Origin of the sequence: Nonomuraea monospora, from assembly GCF_039531895.1 — a bacterium.
GTDB lineage: Bacteria > Actinomycetota > Actinomycetes > Streptosporangiales > Streptosporangiaceae > Nonomuraea > Nonomuraea monospora.
The window spans coordinates 139,608-153,305 of sequence record NZ_BAAAQX010000017.1 but is presented as its reverse complement, the minus strand read 5'-3'; the positions used below and the strand labels follow the sequence as shown (position 1 = coordinate 153,305).

11 protein-coding genes are annotated in these 13,698 nt (G+C 69.5%); 8 read left to right on the top strand and 3 right to left on the bottom strand.

The genetic code is table 11. The features are described 5' to 3' along the window. Positions 1–3 precede the first annotated feature (3 nt). On the top strand, positions 4–987 hold the full coding sequence (locus ABD331_RS30465; RefSeq protein ID WP_344481911.1) for a YihY/virulence factor BrkB family protein: 984 nt from the start codon (positions 4–6) through the stop codon (positions 985–987). Between the two features lie 31 nt (positions 988–1,018). On the opposite strand, the gene ABD331_RS30460 is transcribed toward ABD331_RS30465, so the two are convergent. Further along, complete coding sequence (locus ABD331_RS30460; protein ID WP_344481908.1) at positions 1,019–2,155, bottom strand: D-alanyl-D-alanine carboxypeptidase family protein; 1,137 nt, start codon at positions 2,153–2,155, stop codon at positions 1,019–1,021. A gap of 83 nt (positions 2,156–2,238) precedes the next feature. On the opposite strand from ABD331_RS30460, the gene ABD331_RS30455 reads away from it, so the two are divergent. Continuing rightward, a complete protein-coding gene (locus ABD331_RS30455) occupies positions 2,239–2,463 on the top strand; it encodes an SCO4848 family membrane protein (protein ID WP_344481905.1) in 225 nt (74 codons plus the stop codon). Here the strand turns inward: ABD331_RS30455 and ABD331_RS30450 are convergent. Beyond that, positions 2,435–3,787 (bottom strand): peptide ligase PGM1-related protein, encoded by a 1,353-nt coding sequence (locus tag ABD331_RS30450; RefSeq protein ID WP_344481902.1) that lies wholly within the window; start codon positions 3,785–3,787, stop codon positions 2,435–2,437. The genes ABD331_RS30455 and ABD331_RS30450 overlap by 29 nt on opposite strands. Positions 3,788–4,324: 537 nt before the next feature. Between ABD331_RS30450 and ABD331_RS30445 the strand changes: the two genes are divergently transcribed. Next, positions 4,325–5,548, top strand: a complete 1,224-nt coding sequence (locus ABD331_RS30445; RefSeq protein WP_344481899.1) for a M20 family metallopeptidase — start codon at positions 4,325–4,327, stop codon at positions 5,546–5,548. A gap of 460 nt (positions 5,549–6,008) precedes the next feature. On the opposite strand, the gene ABD331_RS30440 is transcribed toward ABD331_RS30445, so the two are convergent. Then, positions 6,009–7,892: a Xaa-Pro dipeptidyl-peptidase gene (locus tag ABD331_RS30440; RefSeq protein ID WP_344481896.1), complete on the bottom strand. Its 1,884-nt coding sequence runs from the start codon at positions 7,890–7,892 to the stop codon at positions 6,009–6,011. A 289-nt stretch (positions 7,893–8,181) separates the two neighbouring features. Here ABD331_RS30440 and ABD331_RS30435 point away from each other — a divergent pair, with 289 nt between their 5' ends. The 5 genes from ABD331_RS30435 to ABD331_RS30415 all read left to right on the top strand — a co-directional run bounded on the left by ABD331_RS30435 (position 8,182) and on the right by ABD331_RS30415 (position 13,678). Continuing rightward, positions 8,182–9,252, top strand: coding sequence for a BMP family lipoprotein (locus tag ABD331_RS30435; protein ID WP_344481892.1), 1,071 nt, complete (start codon positions 8,182–8,184; stop codon positions 9,250–9,252). Between the two features lie 82 nt (positions 9,253–9,334). Next, positions 9,335–10,879: an ABC transporter ATP-binding protein gene (locus tag ABD331_RS30430; RefSeq protein WP_344481889.1), complete on the top strand. Its 1,545-nt coding sequence runs from the start codon at positions 9,335–9,337 to the stop codon at positions 10,877–10,879. Beyond that, positions 10,879–12,021 carry an ABC transporter permease gene (locus tag ABD331_RS30425; RefSeq protein ID WP_344481886.1) on the top strand — a complete coding sequence of 381 codons (1,143 nt, stop codon included), beginning with the start codon at positions 10,879–10,881 and terminating at the stop codon, positions 12,019–12,021. The genes ABD331_RS30430 and ABD331_RS30425 overlap by 1 nt, the downstream gene beginning before the upstream one ends. Next, entirely contained in the window at positions 12,018–13,286 is a 1,269-nt protein-coding gene (locus ABD331_RS30420) for an ABC transporter permease (protein WP_344481883.1), read from the top strand. Before ABD331_RS30425 ends, ABD331_RS30420 begins: the two co-directional genes overlap by 4 nt. Further along, on the top strand, positions 13,283–13,678 hold the full coding sequence (locus ABD331_RS30415) for a cytidine deaminase (RefSeq protein ID WP_225271502.1): 396 nt from the start codon (positions 13,283–13,285) through the stop codon (positions 13,676–13,678). The genes ABD331_RS30420 and ABD331_RS30415 overlap by 4 nt, the downstream gene beginning before the upstream one ends. The last annotated feature ends 20 nt before the right edge of the window (positions 13,679–13,698 follow it).

Below are 13,698 nucleotides of genomic sequence, written 5' to 3'. Positions count from 1 at the left end.
GTGATGGCGGGTCTTACCGAGCGCGTCGAATCGGTGAAGGCGTGGGGCCGCGGCAGGCTCGACTACTGGCGGGTGCGCAGGCTGTCGCTCGACCATCTCATCAGGGCGGCGCAGCGCTACCAGCTCCAGTCCGGCGACCGGCTGGCCGGCGCCGTCACGTACTTCACGTTCCTGTCCTTCTTCCCGCTGCTGGTGCTGGGGTACTCGCTGCTCGGCTACGTGGTGGCCACCAGCGAGACCACCAGGGACGCGATGCAGGAGGCCATCTCCGAGCGGCTGCCCGGCATCATGGACAAGCTCAATTTCGACCTCGACCAGATCGCCCAGGCCAAGACGGCCGCGGGGATCATCGGCCTGCTGGGCCTGCTCTACGCCGGGCTCGGCGCGCTCGACGCGCTGCGCGGGGCGCTGCGCGAGATGTCGATGACCACCACGCCGCCGCTCGACTTCTTCGTCGGCAAGCTGCGCGACCTCGCCTCGCTGATCCTGCTGGGCGCCACCGCGATCGCCTCCGTCCTGGTCGCCGGGTTCGCCACGACCGCCACCGACCACGTGATGAAGTTCGTGTTCGGCGGGGACACGATGGTGGGCACGCTGCTGCTCAGGATCGCCGGGATCTCGGCGAGCGTGGGGGCCGACTGGCTGCTGTTCGTGATCGTGCTCGGCTGGGTGGCCAGGCCCACCCAGCCGTTCCGGGTGATCGCCAAGGGGGCGCTGCTGGGCGCGATCTCCTTCGGCGTGCTCAAGCAGATCGCGACGCTGCTGCTGGCGACCACGATGGGCAACGTGGTGTACGGCGCCTTCGCGGCCATCGTCGGGCTGCTGGTCTGGATGAACTTCTCGGCCAGGCTGATCCTCTTCGTCGCGGCCTGGACCGCCACGACGGGGCTCTGCCCGCCGCCGTCCCCGTCGCCGATCCCGTCCACCGAGGTGGACAGCCCGCCCGGGGACGGCCCCGCGCCGATGCCCGAGCGGTCCGGTGCGTGACCCGCCCGCGCTCGCGGCCAGATTCAGAGATTCAGGTACGTGACCGGCCGCGCTTGCGGCGGATCCCGTAGCCCAGCCAGATCAGCCCGAACAGCAGCCCGCCGCCGATCACCAGCGAGCCGACCGTCTTGGTGGAGTCGGTCTGCTTGGAGGCGGCCGTGTCGAGCAGCGGCGGCTGGACGGCCGGCGTGACCGAGACGGCGGGCGAGGCCGACGCGTTCGGCGCTCCAGCCGATGGCTGCGGCGCGGCGAGCGCAGAGGCGGGAAGCGGGTCCACGAGCCGGCCGACCGGGGTGACCTTGCCGCGCACCGAGAAGCCCCAGTCGAGGAGCGACGTCACCTCGTCCCAGAAGCCGCCCTCGTGCCGCATGATGCTCACCACGACGGTGTGGCCGCCGCGGGTGGCCGCGCCGACGAAGCTGGCCTGCGCCTTGGACGTCCAGCCGTTCTTCACGCCGACCATGCCGTTGTAGCGCCACAGCAGCTTGTTGTGGTTGCTGATCTCGTAGTAGCCCTTGGGCGCCGGGAACTTGGCGGTCTTCGTACTGATGTAACGCCGGAAGTCCGGGTTGGCCAGCCCCGCGCGGGCGATCAGCGCCAGGTCGTAGGCCGAGCTGCTCTGGCCCGGCTTGTCCAGGCCGCTGGGCGTCTTGGCCACGGTGTCGTTCGCCTGCAGCCGCTTGGCCTCGGCGTTCATGTCGGTCATGGTCTGGGCCAGGCTGCCGTTCGCCTCGGCCAGCGCCATGGCGGCGTCGTTGCCCGACGACATCATCAGCGCCTTGAACAGGTCGTCGATCTTGTAGGTGACCTTCGGCGTCAGGCCGACCGCGCTGCCCTCCTGGTTGCAGGCGTTGTGGCTGGGCCGGACCTTGCGGTTCTTGTCGAGCTTCTGGATCAAGGTGAGCGCGGTCAGCGTCTTCAGGGTGCTGGCCGGCAGGTAACGCCCGTGGGGGTCCTTGGCGGCCAGCACCTCACCCGTGTCGGCGTCCGCGATGACGTACGAAGTAGCCTTGCTCTTGGGCGGCTTCTTGACGCCCGCTGGGGCGACGAGGCCGCGGCTGCCCAGCGCCTCGCCACCGACAGGTGTCGTCGGCGCGGCGTATGCGGTCCCGCCGGTGAGCGCGACCGAGGCGATGAGTGCCGTGACCGGCACGAGTTTCGTCCACATGGCGGTCTCAGCGTAGCTCCGTGTTATTGCGCATGTGGCGACACATCCCCCGAAGATCCACGTTCGATGCTAGAGAGGTACATGTGTCACGAAAGATCGCCGTATTCCTCATCGTCCTCGGCGCGTTCATGATCTTTGAGTGGGTGAACCTCGGGTTTAACTTGGCCGATGGCCACCCGACCGGCTTCTACGTGGTGCACGGGGTGCTGATCGCGGTGAACATCGTGCTCGGCGTCGTGCTGGCGGTGATCGGCTGGCGCGCGCTGCGCGGCTCCCGCGTCACGGACCGCAGAGCAGCCGCCGGGTGAGCGCGTGCAGCTCGTCGGCCTCCTCGCGGGAGTCGCCGATCGAGGTGAAGCCCAGCTTGCCGTGCTCGGGGATGGCGCCGAGCAGGTGGAAGACGTTGCCGGTGCGGCGCTGGGCGTCGAAGCCGACCCCGAGCCGGTCGGCGGTCCGCATCACCTCACCGGGCGTGCGCCCGCGCAGGCAGCCGGCGGCGCAGTTGTCGGTCGCCGTGTAGAACTTCGGCTGGTCTCCGGACATGAGGTGGCCGGTGGCCGGATCGTAGGTGGCCCCGGTCGTCAGCACGGCGGCGCCGAACGGATGCGTGGTGCCGCCGATCCGCAGGTTGATCTCGCACAGCAGCGCCGCGTAGCCGGCGTCGGCCTTCAGCGCGAAGAAGTCCATCCCGAACAGCCCGACCACGCCGCGATCGGCCAGGATCCGCGCGATCCGCGCGGCCGACTCGCCCACCTCGGCGCGGTACTCGGGCGCCGCGGGGAACGTGCAGCCCTGGTAGACGTGCCCGTTGGGGCCGCCGAGCACCTGATCGTGCGTGGCGAGCACCTGAGCTTCTCCGCCGGGCGTGATTTGAGCCAGCGCGCTGGGGTAGTAGAGCGGCCTATGTTCGATGAACTCCTCCACCACCGCCCCCCGATCCCGGACCTTGCGCAGATAGTGGTCCCAGGTCTCCCCGGCCGCGGAGAAGCTGATCGACGATCTGTCGGCCTTCGTGACGATCGCGTTGCCGAGCCCGGAGTAGGCGTCGTTCAGCTTGACGATCACCCGCTCGCCCGGCAGCGCCTCCAGGGCCTCCTCGATCTGGAGCTCGGAACGTACGTCGCCGAAGCCACGCGCCATCGGCACGCCCGCCTCATGTCCCACTTCCCGGGCCCCGCTCTTGGAGCCGTAATAGGAAAGGGACGTCGCGGGCCCGTAGAGGGGAACGTTGAGTAGCGACGCGAGCTCCTCCTCGAGCTCGCTCAGCACGAACGGGACGAGCCAAGCGTCGCCGTCGATCGCCGCGCGCAGCTGCTCGACGGCGTCGGGCCGGTCGAGCAGGGTCCTGGTCAACGGCTGAGACCAGGGATCGTCGAGGCTGATCAGCGTCAGACGCTTGGCCGCGTCATCCGGATCCGGCAGGAAGGCGAAGTAGTAGTCGATGATGTCGGGATCGACGGGCGCGGAGGAGAGGTAGACCACCTTGACCCCGGGCTCGCGGAGCGTGAGTAAGAGGAACAGCAGTCGCTCCTCGTACGACCTGGCCCCCGTGATCCGGCGAAGCTCATCCTGCGGAAGGGAGAGCGAGGGCACGACCACCAGGGTCCCCTCACTCGGCTCGAAGATGCTCAACCCAGCACTCTTCTCCCCGAACGGGATATTAGTGATCATATAGCGAGTGAAACACGCATTCTTCTCAAATGCAGCCAGCGTTGAAGTGTGATGACCATGACAGAAGGTGACAGGATTCGGAATCGCTGACCACGTTTGAACTGACAGCATCGGGTCACGATCTACTGATCCCTTGTGACTATTTCCGGATCAGCCGTATGCGTACGGAACGTGACTTACCTGCGGTTACGGGCCTGCCGTCAGGCAACTTTTGGGGTATCTGCCGCCGCGAAGCGGCACGGTAGCGATAAAGTCGAAGCATCGCCATCGGGCTCACGGCCGACCGCTGTGTTCCCCGGCTGCAGCGGCAATCGCGACAGTTGACTGCGAAGCCCGTGCTGACGATCTCGCGCACCAAACCAGTGGGTGTGTCTTTTGATTCGCCGAGCGGCCGCTCAACCGGGTGGCCACCGCGGGATGGAGAGTTTTTCTTGGAGCGCAGAGCCGCGATGGCCGGCAAGGGTGCGGGGCGCGCGGCATGGGACGGGACGGTGACATATGCGGGGACGTGAGCTGCGGGGGGAACTCGACGCGTTCCTGGCGGAGACCGAGCAGGGGCTGGTGGCATTCCGCCGCGACCTGCACATGCACCCCGAGCTGGCCTTCGCCGAATACCGCACCACACAGCGGATCGCCGAGCGGCTCACCGCCGCGGGGCTGACGCCATCGGTGCTCCCCAGGGGGACAGGGCTCATCTGCGACGTGGGCAGCGGCGACGGGCCGACCATCGCCTTGCGCGCCGACATCGACGCCCTGCCGCTGCAGGACGAGAAGGACGTGAGCTACCGCTCGACCGTGGCCGGATCATGCCACGCGTGCGGGCACGACGTGCACACCACGATCCTGCTCGGCACCTCGCTCTTCCTGGCCCAGCAGGCCGCCGCGGGCCTCCTGCCCGGCCGGGTGCGGCTGATCTTCCAGCCCGCCGAGGAGCTTCCAGGCGGCGCCCTGGAAGTCATGGCGCAGGGCGGCATCAGCGGCGTCGACCGCATCTTCGGCCTCCACTGCGACCCGCGCGTGGACGTCGGCCAGGTCGGCCTCAGGAGCGGGCCCATCACCTCGGCCTGCGACAAGATCGTCGTGCGGGTCTCCGGGCCCGGCGGCCACACCGCCCGCCCCCACCTCACCGCCGACCTCGTCTTCGCCCTCGCCAAGATCCTCACCGAGCTGCCCGCCGCGCTGTCACGCCGCGTCGACCCGCGCTCGTCCCTCAGCCTCGTCTGGGGCCGCGTCGAGGCCGGCTCCGCCGCCAACGCCATCCCCGACGACGGGGTCGCCGCCGGCACGGTGCGCTGCCTCGACGAGGACGCCTGGCACGCCGCACCCGACCTGATCAAGTCGCTGCTGGAGTCGGTCGCCAGCGCGTACGGCATCGAGGCCACCATGGACTACACCCGCGGGGTGCCGCCCGTGGTCAACGACGAGGTCAGCGTCGAGATGCTGGCCGAGGCCGCCGAGCGGGCCCTCGGCGCCGGAGCCGTCGTGCCCACCCAGCAGTCGCTGGGCGGCGAGGACTTCGCCTGGTACCTGGAGTCGATCCCGGGCGCGTTCGCGCGGCTGGGCACCCGGTCGCCCGACGGGGTGACGTACGACATCCATCAGGGGACGTTCGACGTCGATGAGAAGGCCATCGGGATGGGCGTGCGGGTGATGGCGGCCACGGCGCTCACGGCGCTGTGGGAGGTCGGGCCGCTCGACTCCATCACCTCCGCACTGGCCTGACCCACCCCCTTCGAACCCCCGCCGTCCCTCGGCGGGGGTTTCGGTGTTTACGGGGGCCGCCGCGGCGTGAGGCGTTGCGGGATACGGCGGCGGGGAGGCGGGGCTGCGCTGCGGGACGCGACCGCTCGGCGGCGGCGTGGCTGACGCGGAGCTGCGCTGCCGGGCGTGGCGGCTCGGCGGCGGTGCGGCTGCGGGGCTGCGCTGCCGGACGCGTCGGCTCGGCAGCGGCGGGGTGCGTGGCGGCGTGGCTGCGCTGCGGGTTGCGGCGGCGTGGTGGCGGGCTGCGTTGCGGGGCGCGGTCGCTCGGTGGCGATGGCGTGGCGGCGGCGCGTGCTGCCTGCCTGCGACGGCGCGTGCTGCCTAGCTACCTGCGACGCGGCGTGCCGTCCCTGCCCAAAAGGACGCCGGCCCGTGCGGTGGGAGGGTAGTGCACCCACCGCACGGGGCTACGGGCGGCGCGTCAGGGCAGGCGGCCGAGCACGACGGGAAGCCGCAGCGCCGACTTGCCCGGCGACACGGTGACCTGGGTGCCGGCCGGATACCGCAACGTGTAGTCGTAGTCGGTGGAGATGATCACCAGCCCCAGCCGGTGCCCCTTCTTGAACAGGTAGTCGGTGGGCTGGAAGTCCCACGAGAAGCTGTACTCCTTACCGGCCTTCACGGGCTCGCTGCGATCCAGGCGATGCCGGTTGCGCACGTCCAGCCACCCCCGCGTGACGATCTTGTACGCGGTGGTGGAGGTCCCGAGCGTCCGGAGCAGGGTGCAGCCGGTGTCCCCCGGCACCCCCTGCCCGTAGCAGTAGGTCTGCCCCGTGGAGACGAGGGTCCCGTTCGGGCGGACGTCGGTGCCGTAGTCCACGAGCAGCGCCGTCAGGTACGGCGAGGCCCCGGCCTTGAAGGAGGCCCGCACCGACACGGTCGGCGTCCCCGAGATCCGCACGTCGGCGGGGAGCGCGCCGGTCGTGTAGGCCAGCCGGTTCGGATCGGCGCCCACCGCCTCCACCAGGTTCTCGGCCGTTCTGACGTTCTGGTCGACGAACGTCTCAGGGGCCGAGCGCGGGCGCGGGACCAGGCCGAGGGTGGAGCCGGAGCCCGGGTAGAGGGGGACGGTGGCCGAGCCGGGCAGCGGCCAGGACGGGTACTGGGCCCACTGGCCGACCGTGCCCTCCACGTCGGCCTGCGGCTCGCGCATGATGCCCGAGTCGATCCCGTACAGCCAGTGGTCGAACCAGCCGTGGAGCTGGCGCAGCCACTCGGCGGTGCGCAGGTTGAAGGGGCTCATGTGGGTGCCCTGGTGCAGCCAGATCTTGCGCGGCACGTCCCGCTTGGACAGGGCGTACCACCACTGCGCGAACTGCTTGGTCTTGACGTTCCAGTCGTTGAGTCCGTGCACGAGGAAGACGCTGGCCTTCACCTTGCGCACGTCGTTGAGGTAGTTGCGCTCGTTCCAGAGCGGGCTGTAGTCGCCGGTGATCCGGTCCTGGGTGGCGGTCAGCTCGTCCATCACGTCGCCGCACGCCTCCTGGCCGTTCTGTCTGGTCAGGACGTACTTGGCGAGCACGTCGAGGTCCTCGCCCTGGAAGCCGCCGGGGGCCAGGACGCCGCCGTTGGCGCGGTAGTAGTCGTACCAGCTGGAGATGGCGGCGATCGGCACGATCGTCTCCAGACCGCGCACGCCGGTGGCGGCGACGGCGTTGGGCAGGGTGCCGTTGTACGAGACGCCGATCATGCCGACCTTGCCGGTGGACCAGGTGGCCTCGACGGGGTTGCCGGCGGCGTCGAAGCCCTTGGCGCGGCCGTTCAGCCAGTCGATGGCGGCCTTCGGCCCGGCGGTCTCGTTGCGGCCGCCCGAGGTGGGGCAGCCGGTGGCGCGGGCGCTGCCGAGGTTCTCGACCAGCGCGACGGCGTAGCCGCGGGGCACGAAGTAGTTGTCGTAGTAGCTGTCGAACGGGCCGGCGGCGTCGAGCTTGGCCGACAGGGCGGTCATGGCGGGCAGGGGGACGCCGTTCTCGTCCACGTCCACGGGGTGGTTGGCGACGTCGTTGCCGGGGGCGTAGTAGGGGCTCGCCTCCATGATCACCGGGACCTTGAGGCCCTGGTCGGTCTCCTTGGGGCGCAGGATGTCCACGGCGACCCGGTCGTTGACGCCGTCGTGGTCGCTGTCGGTTCCCGCGACCTCGACGAACACCGTCTGCTGGATGGCGTCCGCCCTGGAGAAGATCGGCTGGGTCGCGTTGTTCTCGATCTTGATGGCCGGGGTGCCGGCCGTGGCGGGTTGGGTGCCGGTGAGGGTCGCCACGAGTAAGGCGGCCAGCGGCACGGAGAGGGCTCTCCACGGGTGCATGCGGGGCTCCGATACGAAGATTTCCACCGTCGGTCGGAATCTCCGTCACGACGGGCCCTCAGGGCAAGAGCTGATCGGCCACCAAAGTTGAGTAAATCTTTGCCGGTGCGTCCGATGTGCCTGAATCGCGATTCAGGTCACGGACGCGAGTGATGTCGGTAACGGAGCGGTTGCGACCCTGTGTCCCGGTTTGGTTGTCCCTGGTCAAGCAACTATCTTCCGTGCAGGTGCCGTACGTTCTGTCGCGCCTGCGACCAAATCGGCGGCGGGGAAACGGAAGGGAGTCGCCTTGCTCGGCAAGCGATTCAACAAGGTGGCGCTCGGCTCGGTCGCCGGCGTACTGCTCATGGCGGCGGCCGCCTGCGGTGGCGGCGGTGGGGGGACCACGGCAGCCAGCCAGGAGCCGACCGGCGCGGCGAGCAGCGAGGCGCCGAAGAGCGACCTCAAGGTGGGTCTCGCGTTCGACGTCGGCGGGCGCGGTGACAAGTCCTTCAACGACTCGGCCTACGCCGGCCTGGAGAAGGCCAAGACGGACCTCGGTGCGGAGATCAAGGAGCTCAGCCCGTCCGCTGACGGCTCCAACCGCGGCGACCTGCTCCGCCAGCTCGCGGACGCCGGCTACAACCCGATCATCGGGGTCGGCTTCGCCTACGCCGAGGACGTCAAGAAGGCGGCGGAGGAGTACCCCGACATCCAGTTCGCGATCGTCGACTCGGCCTCCAACGCGCCCAACGTGACCGGCCTGCTGTTCGCCGAGGAGCAGGGCTCCTACCTGGCGGGCGTCGCCGCGGCGACCAAGGCGGAGTCCGGCCACGTCGGCTTCGTCGGCGGCGTCGAGAGCGACCTGATCAAGAAGTTCGAGGCGGGCTTCGTGGCGGGTGTGAAGTCGGTCAAGGCGGACGCCAAGATCGACATCAAGTACCTCACCCCCGACGGTGACTTCTCCGGCTTCAAGGCCCCCGACAAGGGCAAGGTCGCGGCCGAGAAGATGTACCAGGACGGTGCGGACATCGTCTACCACGCCTCCGGCGACTCCGGCCTCGGCGTGTTCCAGGCGGCGGCCGCGGCCAAGAAGAAGGCCATCGGCGTCGACTCCGACCAGCGCCAGACGGTCAAGGAGACCGACCTGCAGTCGGTCATCATGACCTCCATGCTCAAGCGCGTGGACGTCGGCGTGTTCGAGTTCATCAAGGCCTTCCAGGGCGGCGCCAAGGGCGGCACGAACACCACGTACGACCTGAAGGTCGACGGCGTGGGCCTGTCCACCACGGGCGGCGAGATCGACGACATCAAGGACAAGCTCGACGCTGCCAAGAAGGACATCGTCGACGGCAAGATCACGGTTCCTGCCAAGCCGTAAACGGGGTAGGAGAGACAGCTGAGGGCCCGGAGTCCCGACTTCGGGCCTTCTGTCTATCCCGCCCCCCTGTAGGAGAGGCGAAATGAGTGCTGACACCCTGGCCACGGTGAAACCCGCCGTAGAGCTGGAGGGCATCACCAAGCGTTTCCCCGGTGTCGTCGCGAACCACGACATCCGCATCACCGTCCAGCCCGGCACGGTGCACGCCATCGTCGGGGAGAACGGCGCGGGCAAATCCACCCTGATGAAGATCCTCTACGGCATGCAGAAGCCCGACGAGGGGACGATCAAGGTCAACGGCACGGAGGTCAGCTTCCGCACGCCGAGCGACGCCATCGAGGTCGGGATCGGCATGGTGCACCAGCACTTCATGCTCGCCGACAACTTCACCGTCCTGGAGAACATCGTCCTCGGAGCGGAGCCGAAACGGTTCGGCACGCTCGACACGGCCGCCGCCCGCAAGCGCATCGTCGAGCTGGCCGACACCCACGGCCTGCGCGTCGACCCCGACAAGCTCGTCGAGGACCTCGGCGTCGGCGACCGCCAGCGCGTCGAGATCCTCAAGGTCCTCTACCGCGGGGCCCGCATCCTCATCCTCGACGAGCCGACGGCCGTGCTCGTGCCGCAGGAGGTCGAGGAGCTCTTCCAGAACCTGCGCGAGCTGAAGGCAGAAGGCCTGACGGTCATCTTCATCTCGCACAAGCTCGACGAGGTGCTCGACATCGCCGACGCGATCACCGTGATCCGGCGCGGCACCACCGTCGCCAGCGTGAACCCGTCCGACGTCACCGCGCGGCAGCTCGCCGAGCTGATGGTGGGCAGCGAGCTGCCCACGCCCGAGACCCGCGAGTCCACCGTGACCGACGTCGTCACCCTGAAGGTCGCCGAGCTCACCATGCCGGGCGAGGGCGAGCGCCTGCTCCTCGACGACGTCTCCTTCGACATCCACCAGGGCGAGATCCTCGGCATCGCCGGCGTCGAGGGCAACGGCCAGTCCGAGCTCATCGAGGCCATCATGGGCATCCGGCCCGCGCAGGGCCGCATCGAGCTCGCCGGCCAGGACATCAGCACCTGGTCCACCCTCAAGCGCCGCGAGTCCGGCATCGGCTACATCCCCGAGGACCGCCACCGCCAGGGCCTGCTCCTGGAGGCGTCGCTGTGGGAGAACCGGGTGCTCGGCCACCAGACCAGGAAGCCCGCCCGCAACGGCATCTGGGTCGACCGGCGCGCGTCCAAGGCCGACACCGAGCGCATCGTCCGCGACTACGACGTGCGCACGCCCGGCGTGGACACCCTCGCCCTCGCCCTGTCCGGCGGCAACCAGCAGAAGCTCATCGTCGGCCGCGAGATGAGCGGCGACCCCGCCTTCCTCATCGCCGCCCACCCCACCCGCGGCGTGGACGTCGGCGCCCAGGCCGCCATCTGGGACCACCTGCGCAACGCGCGCGCCGCCGGACTCGCGGTGCTGCTCATCTCGGCCGACCTGGACGAGCTGATCGGGCTGTCCGACACCATCCAGGTGATCTACCGGGGGCGGCTGGTGGCCGCGCTCGACCCTTCCGACATCACGCCCGAACGGCTGGGCGGTTACATGACCGGCGCCATCGCCGGCACTGAGGAGACGTGATGCCCGCCGGGCTCAACCGGGCGCTGCTCACCGTCGCCGGCGCCGTGGTCGCCGTCATTCTGGCGATCGCGATCTGCAGCGTGGCGATCATCATCGCCGGTGGCGAACCTCTCACCGCGCTGACCGCGCTCTTCGACTTCGGCGAGGCCGCGCGGGCGCAGTCCAACTCGATCGCGACCTTCCTCAACCGCGCGGTGCCGCTGTTCATCGCCGGTCTGGCGGTTGCCGTCGGCTTCCGCATGAACCTCTTCAACATCGGCGTCGAGGGTCAGTACAGGATCGCGGCCATCTGCGCCGCCTACGTGGGCTCCACGTTCACGGCTCCCGCGCCTCTCCAGATCACGGTGATCATCGTGGTCGCGGCGCTGGTCGGCGGCCTGTACGCGCTCATCCCCGCCGTCATGAAGGTGACCAGGGGCGTGAACGAGGTCATCTCCACGATCATGCTGAACTACATCGCGATCAACCTCGCCGCCTTCCTGGTGCGCGGGCCCTTCGCGGGGCAGCGCGCGGAGGGCGAGCTGACCGTGTCCACGCCGAAGCTGCCCGACTCGGCCATGTTCCCCGACCTGAACTTCCTGTTCGAAGGGTTCGGGTTCCTCCCGCCGACCAGGGGCGGCGGCCTGTGGGGCTTCCTCATCGTGGCCATCGTGCTCGGCGTGGCGATCTGGGTGGTGCTGGAGCGCACCCGCTTCGGCTTCAACATCAAGGCCAGCGGGCTCAACAGCCCCGCCGCCCTCGCCTCGGGCGTCAACCCGAAGAAGATGGTGATCTCGGCGATGGTGCTGTCCGGGGCGATCGCCGGGCTCATCGGGCTGCCCGAGATCCTCGGCGACAGGGGCGCCTACAACTCCAACTTCACCGCGGGCCTGGGCTTCCTCGGCATCGCGGTGGCGCTGCTCGGCCGGAACAAGCCCGTCGGCATCGCGATCGCCGCGCTGCTGTTCGCGTTCCTGGACCGGGCGCAGGGCGCTCTGCAGTTCGCCGACATCCCGCCGTCCGTCATCACGATCATCCAGGGCACGATCGTGCTGCTGGTCGTGGTGGCCAACGAGGTGACGAACCGGATCGCGCTCAGGCTCGAAGAGCGGCGCGCCGCCCAGCAGCTCGGCAGGAACACACCGGTTGAGGTGAACGCATGACCCGGGTCCGCAAGTACCATCTGGCGCTCATCGGCGTCGCGGCGCTCATCCTGGTGATGTCGCTGGTGCGGGTCGTGTCCGGCGAGACCGACATCACCTCCTCCGGCACGTTCGCCGCCGCCCTGCTGCTCGCGGTGCCGATCGGCCTGGCCGGGCTCGGCGGCCTGTGGGCCGAGCGGGCCGGCGTGGTCAACATCGGCCTCGAAGGCATGATGGTGCTCGGCACCTGGTTCGCGGGCTGGGCCGGCTACCAGTGGGGGCCCGTGGCCGCGCTGGCCGCCGGGCTGATCGGCGGCGCGCTCGGCGGGCTGCTGCACGCCATCGCGACCGTCACGTTCGGCGTGGACCACATCATCAGCGGCGTCGCCATCAACCTGCTCGGCCCCGGCATCACCCGCTTCCTGTCGGAGGTCCTCTACAAGGAGGGCACCCCGGCGGCGGAGGCGGGCGCGGGCATCACCACCTCGCCCGCCATCACGGGGCAGACGTGGACGCCCAGCCTGCCGGTGTTCTCGGACGGCCCCGACCTGCTCGGCAAGCTGGAGAGCACGCACTGGTTCCTGCTGTCCGACGTGGCCGGCATCGTGCGCGGGCTCACGCACGAGATCAACATCCTGGTGCTCCTGGCGGTGCTGCTGCTGCCGCTGACGTACTTCGTGCTCTGGCGCACCTCGTTCGGCCTGCGGCTGCGCTCGGCGGGCGAGAACCCGTGGGCGGCCGAGTCGCTGGGCGTCAACGTCTACCTGATCAAGTACATCGCGGTCGTCGCCTCCGGCGCGCTGGCTGGGCTCGGCGGCGTGTTCCTCGTCTTCGTCTCCACCAAGTACGTCGAGGGTCAGACGGCGGGGCGCGGCTTCATCGGCCTGGCCGCGATGATCTTCGGCAACTGGCGGCCCGGCGGGCTCGCCGCCGGAGCCGCGCTGTTCGGCTACGCCGACGGCCTGCAACTGCGCAGCTCCACCGCCGTCACCACGTTCTTCCTGTTCGGCGCGGTGCTGCTGCTGATCTATGTGGGGCTGCAGGTGCGCAGGCTCATGACGAACGACCTGGCGGGGCAGGAGACCAAGCGGTACACCCTGATGGCCGCGGCCGTCCTGGGCGCGGTCATCCTGTTCTGGCTCTGGCTGACCGTCGACAAGCTGCCGAACGAGTTCGTCTTCATCACACCACACGTGCTCACGCTGCTCGTGCTCCTGGTCGCCTCCCAGCGCCTGCGGATGCCCAAGGCCGACGGCGTCGTCTACCGCCGGGGGGAACAACATTGAACATCGACTGGAACGGCCTCAGGGACGAGGCGGCCGAGGCCATGCGGCACGCGTACGCGCCGTACTCCAAGTTCCCCGTCGGCGCGGCCGCGCTGGTGGACGACGGCCGCATCGTCACGGGCTGCAACGTCGAGAACGCCTCCTACGGCCTGGGCCTGTGCGCCGAGTGCGGCCTCGTCTCGGCGTTGCAGCGTTCGGGCGGCGGCAGGCTGGTGGCGTTCACCTGCGTGGACGGTCATGGTGAGCTGCTGATGCCGTGCGGGCGCTGCCGCCAGCTCCTTTACGAGTTCGGCGGCGAGGATCTGCTGGTCGAGACGGAGGACGGGCCGAAGCGCATGGCCGAGATCCTGCCGTACGCGTTCGGGCCGCAGGACCTCAGCAGGAGCGCGTGAGGTGGCCGCCATCGAGACCA

Excerpts from the sequence above, each read along its gene's own strand:
- ABD331_RS30465 (WP_344481911.1), top strand. The coding sequence starts at position 4 with ATGGCGGGTCTTACCGAGCGCGTCGAATCGGTGAAGGCGTGGGGCCGC.
- ABD331_RS30460 (WP_344481908.1), bottom strand. The coding sequence starts at position 2,155 with ATGTGGACGAAACTCGTGCCGGTCACGGCACTCATCGCCTCGGTCGCG.
- ABD331_RS30445 (WP_344481899.1), top strand. The coding sequence starts at position 4,325 with ATGCGGGGACGTGAGCTGCGGGGGGAACTCGACGCGTTCCTGGCGGAG.
- ABD331_RS30440 (WP_344481896.1), bottom strand. The coding sequence starts at position 7,892 with ATGCACCCGTGGAGAGCCCTCTCCGTGCCGCTGGCCGCCTTACTCGTG.
- ABD331_RS30430 (WP_344481889.1), top strand. The coding sequence starts at position 9,335 with ATGAGTGCTGACACCCTGGCCACGGTGAAACCCGCCGTAGAGCTGGAG.
- ABD331_RS30425 (WP_344481886.1), top strand. The coding sequence starts at position 10,879 with ATGCCCGCCGGGCTCAACCGGGCGCTGCTCACCGTCGCCGGCGCCGTG.
- ABD331_RS30420 (WP_344481883.1), top strand. The coding sequence starts at position 12,018 with ATGACCCGGGTCCGCAAGTACCATCTGGCGCTCATCGGCGTCGCGGCG.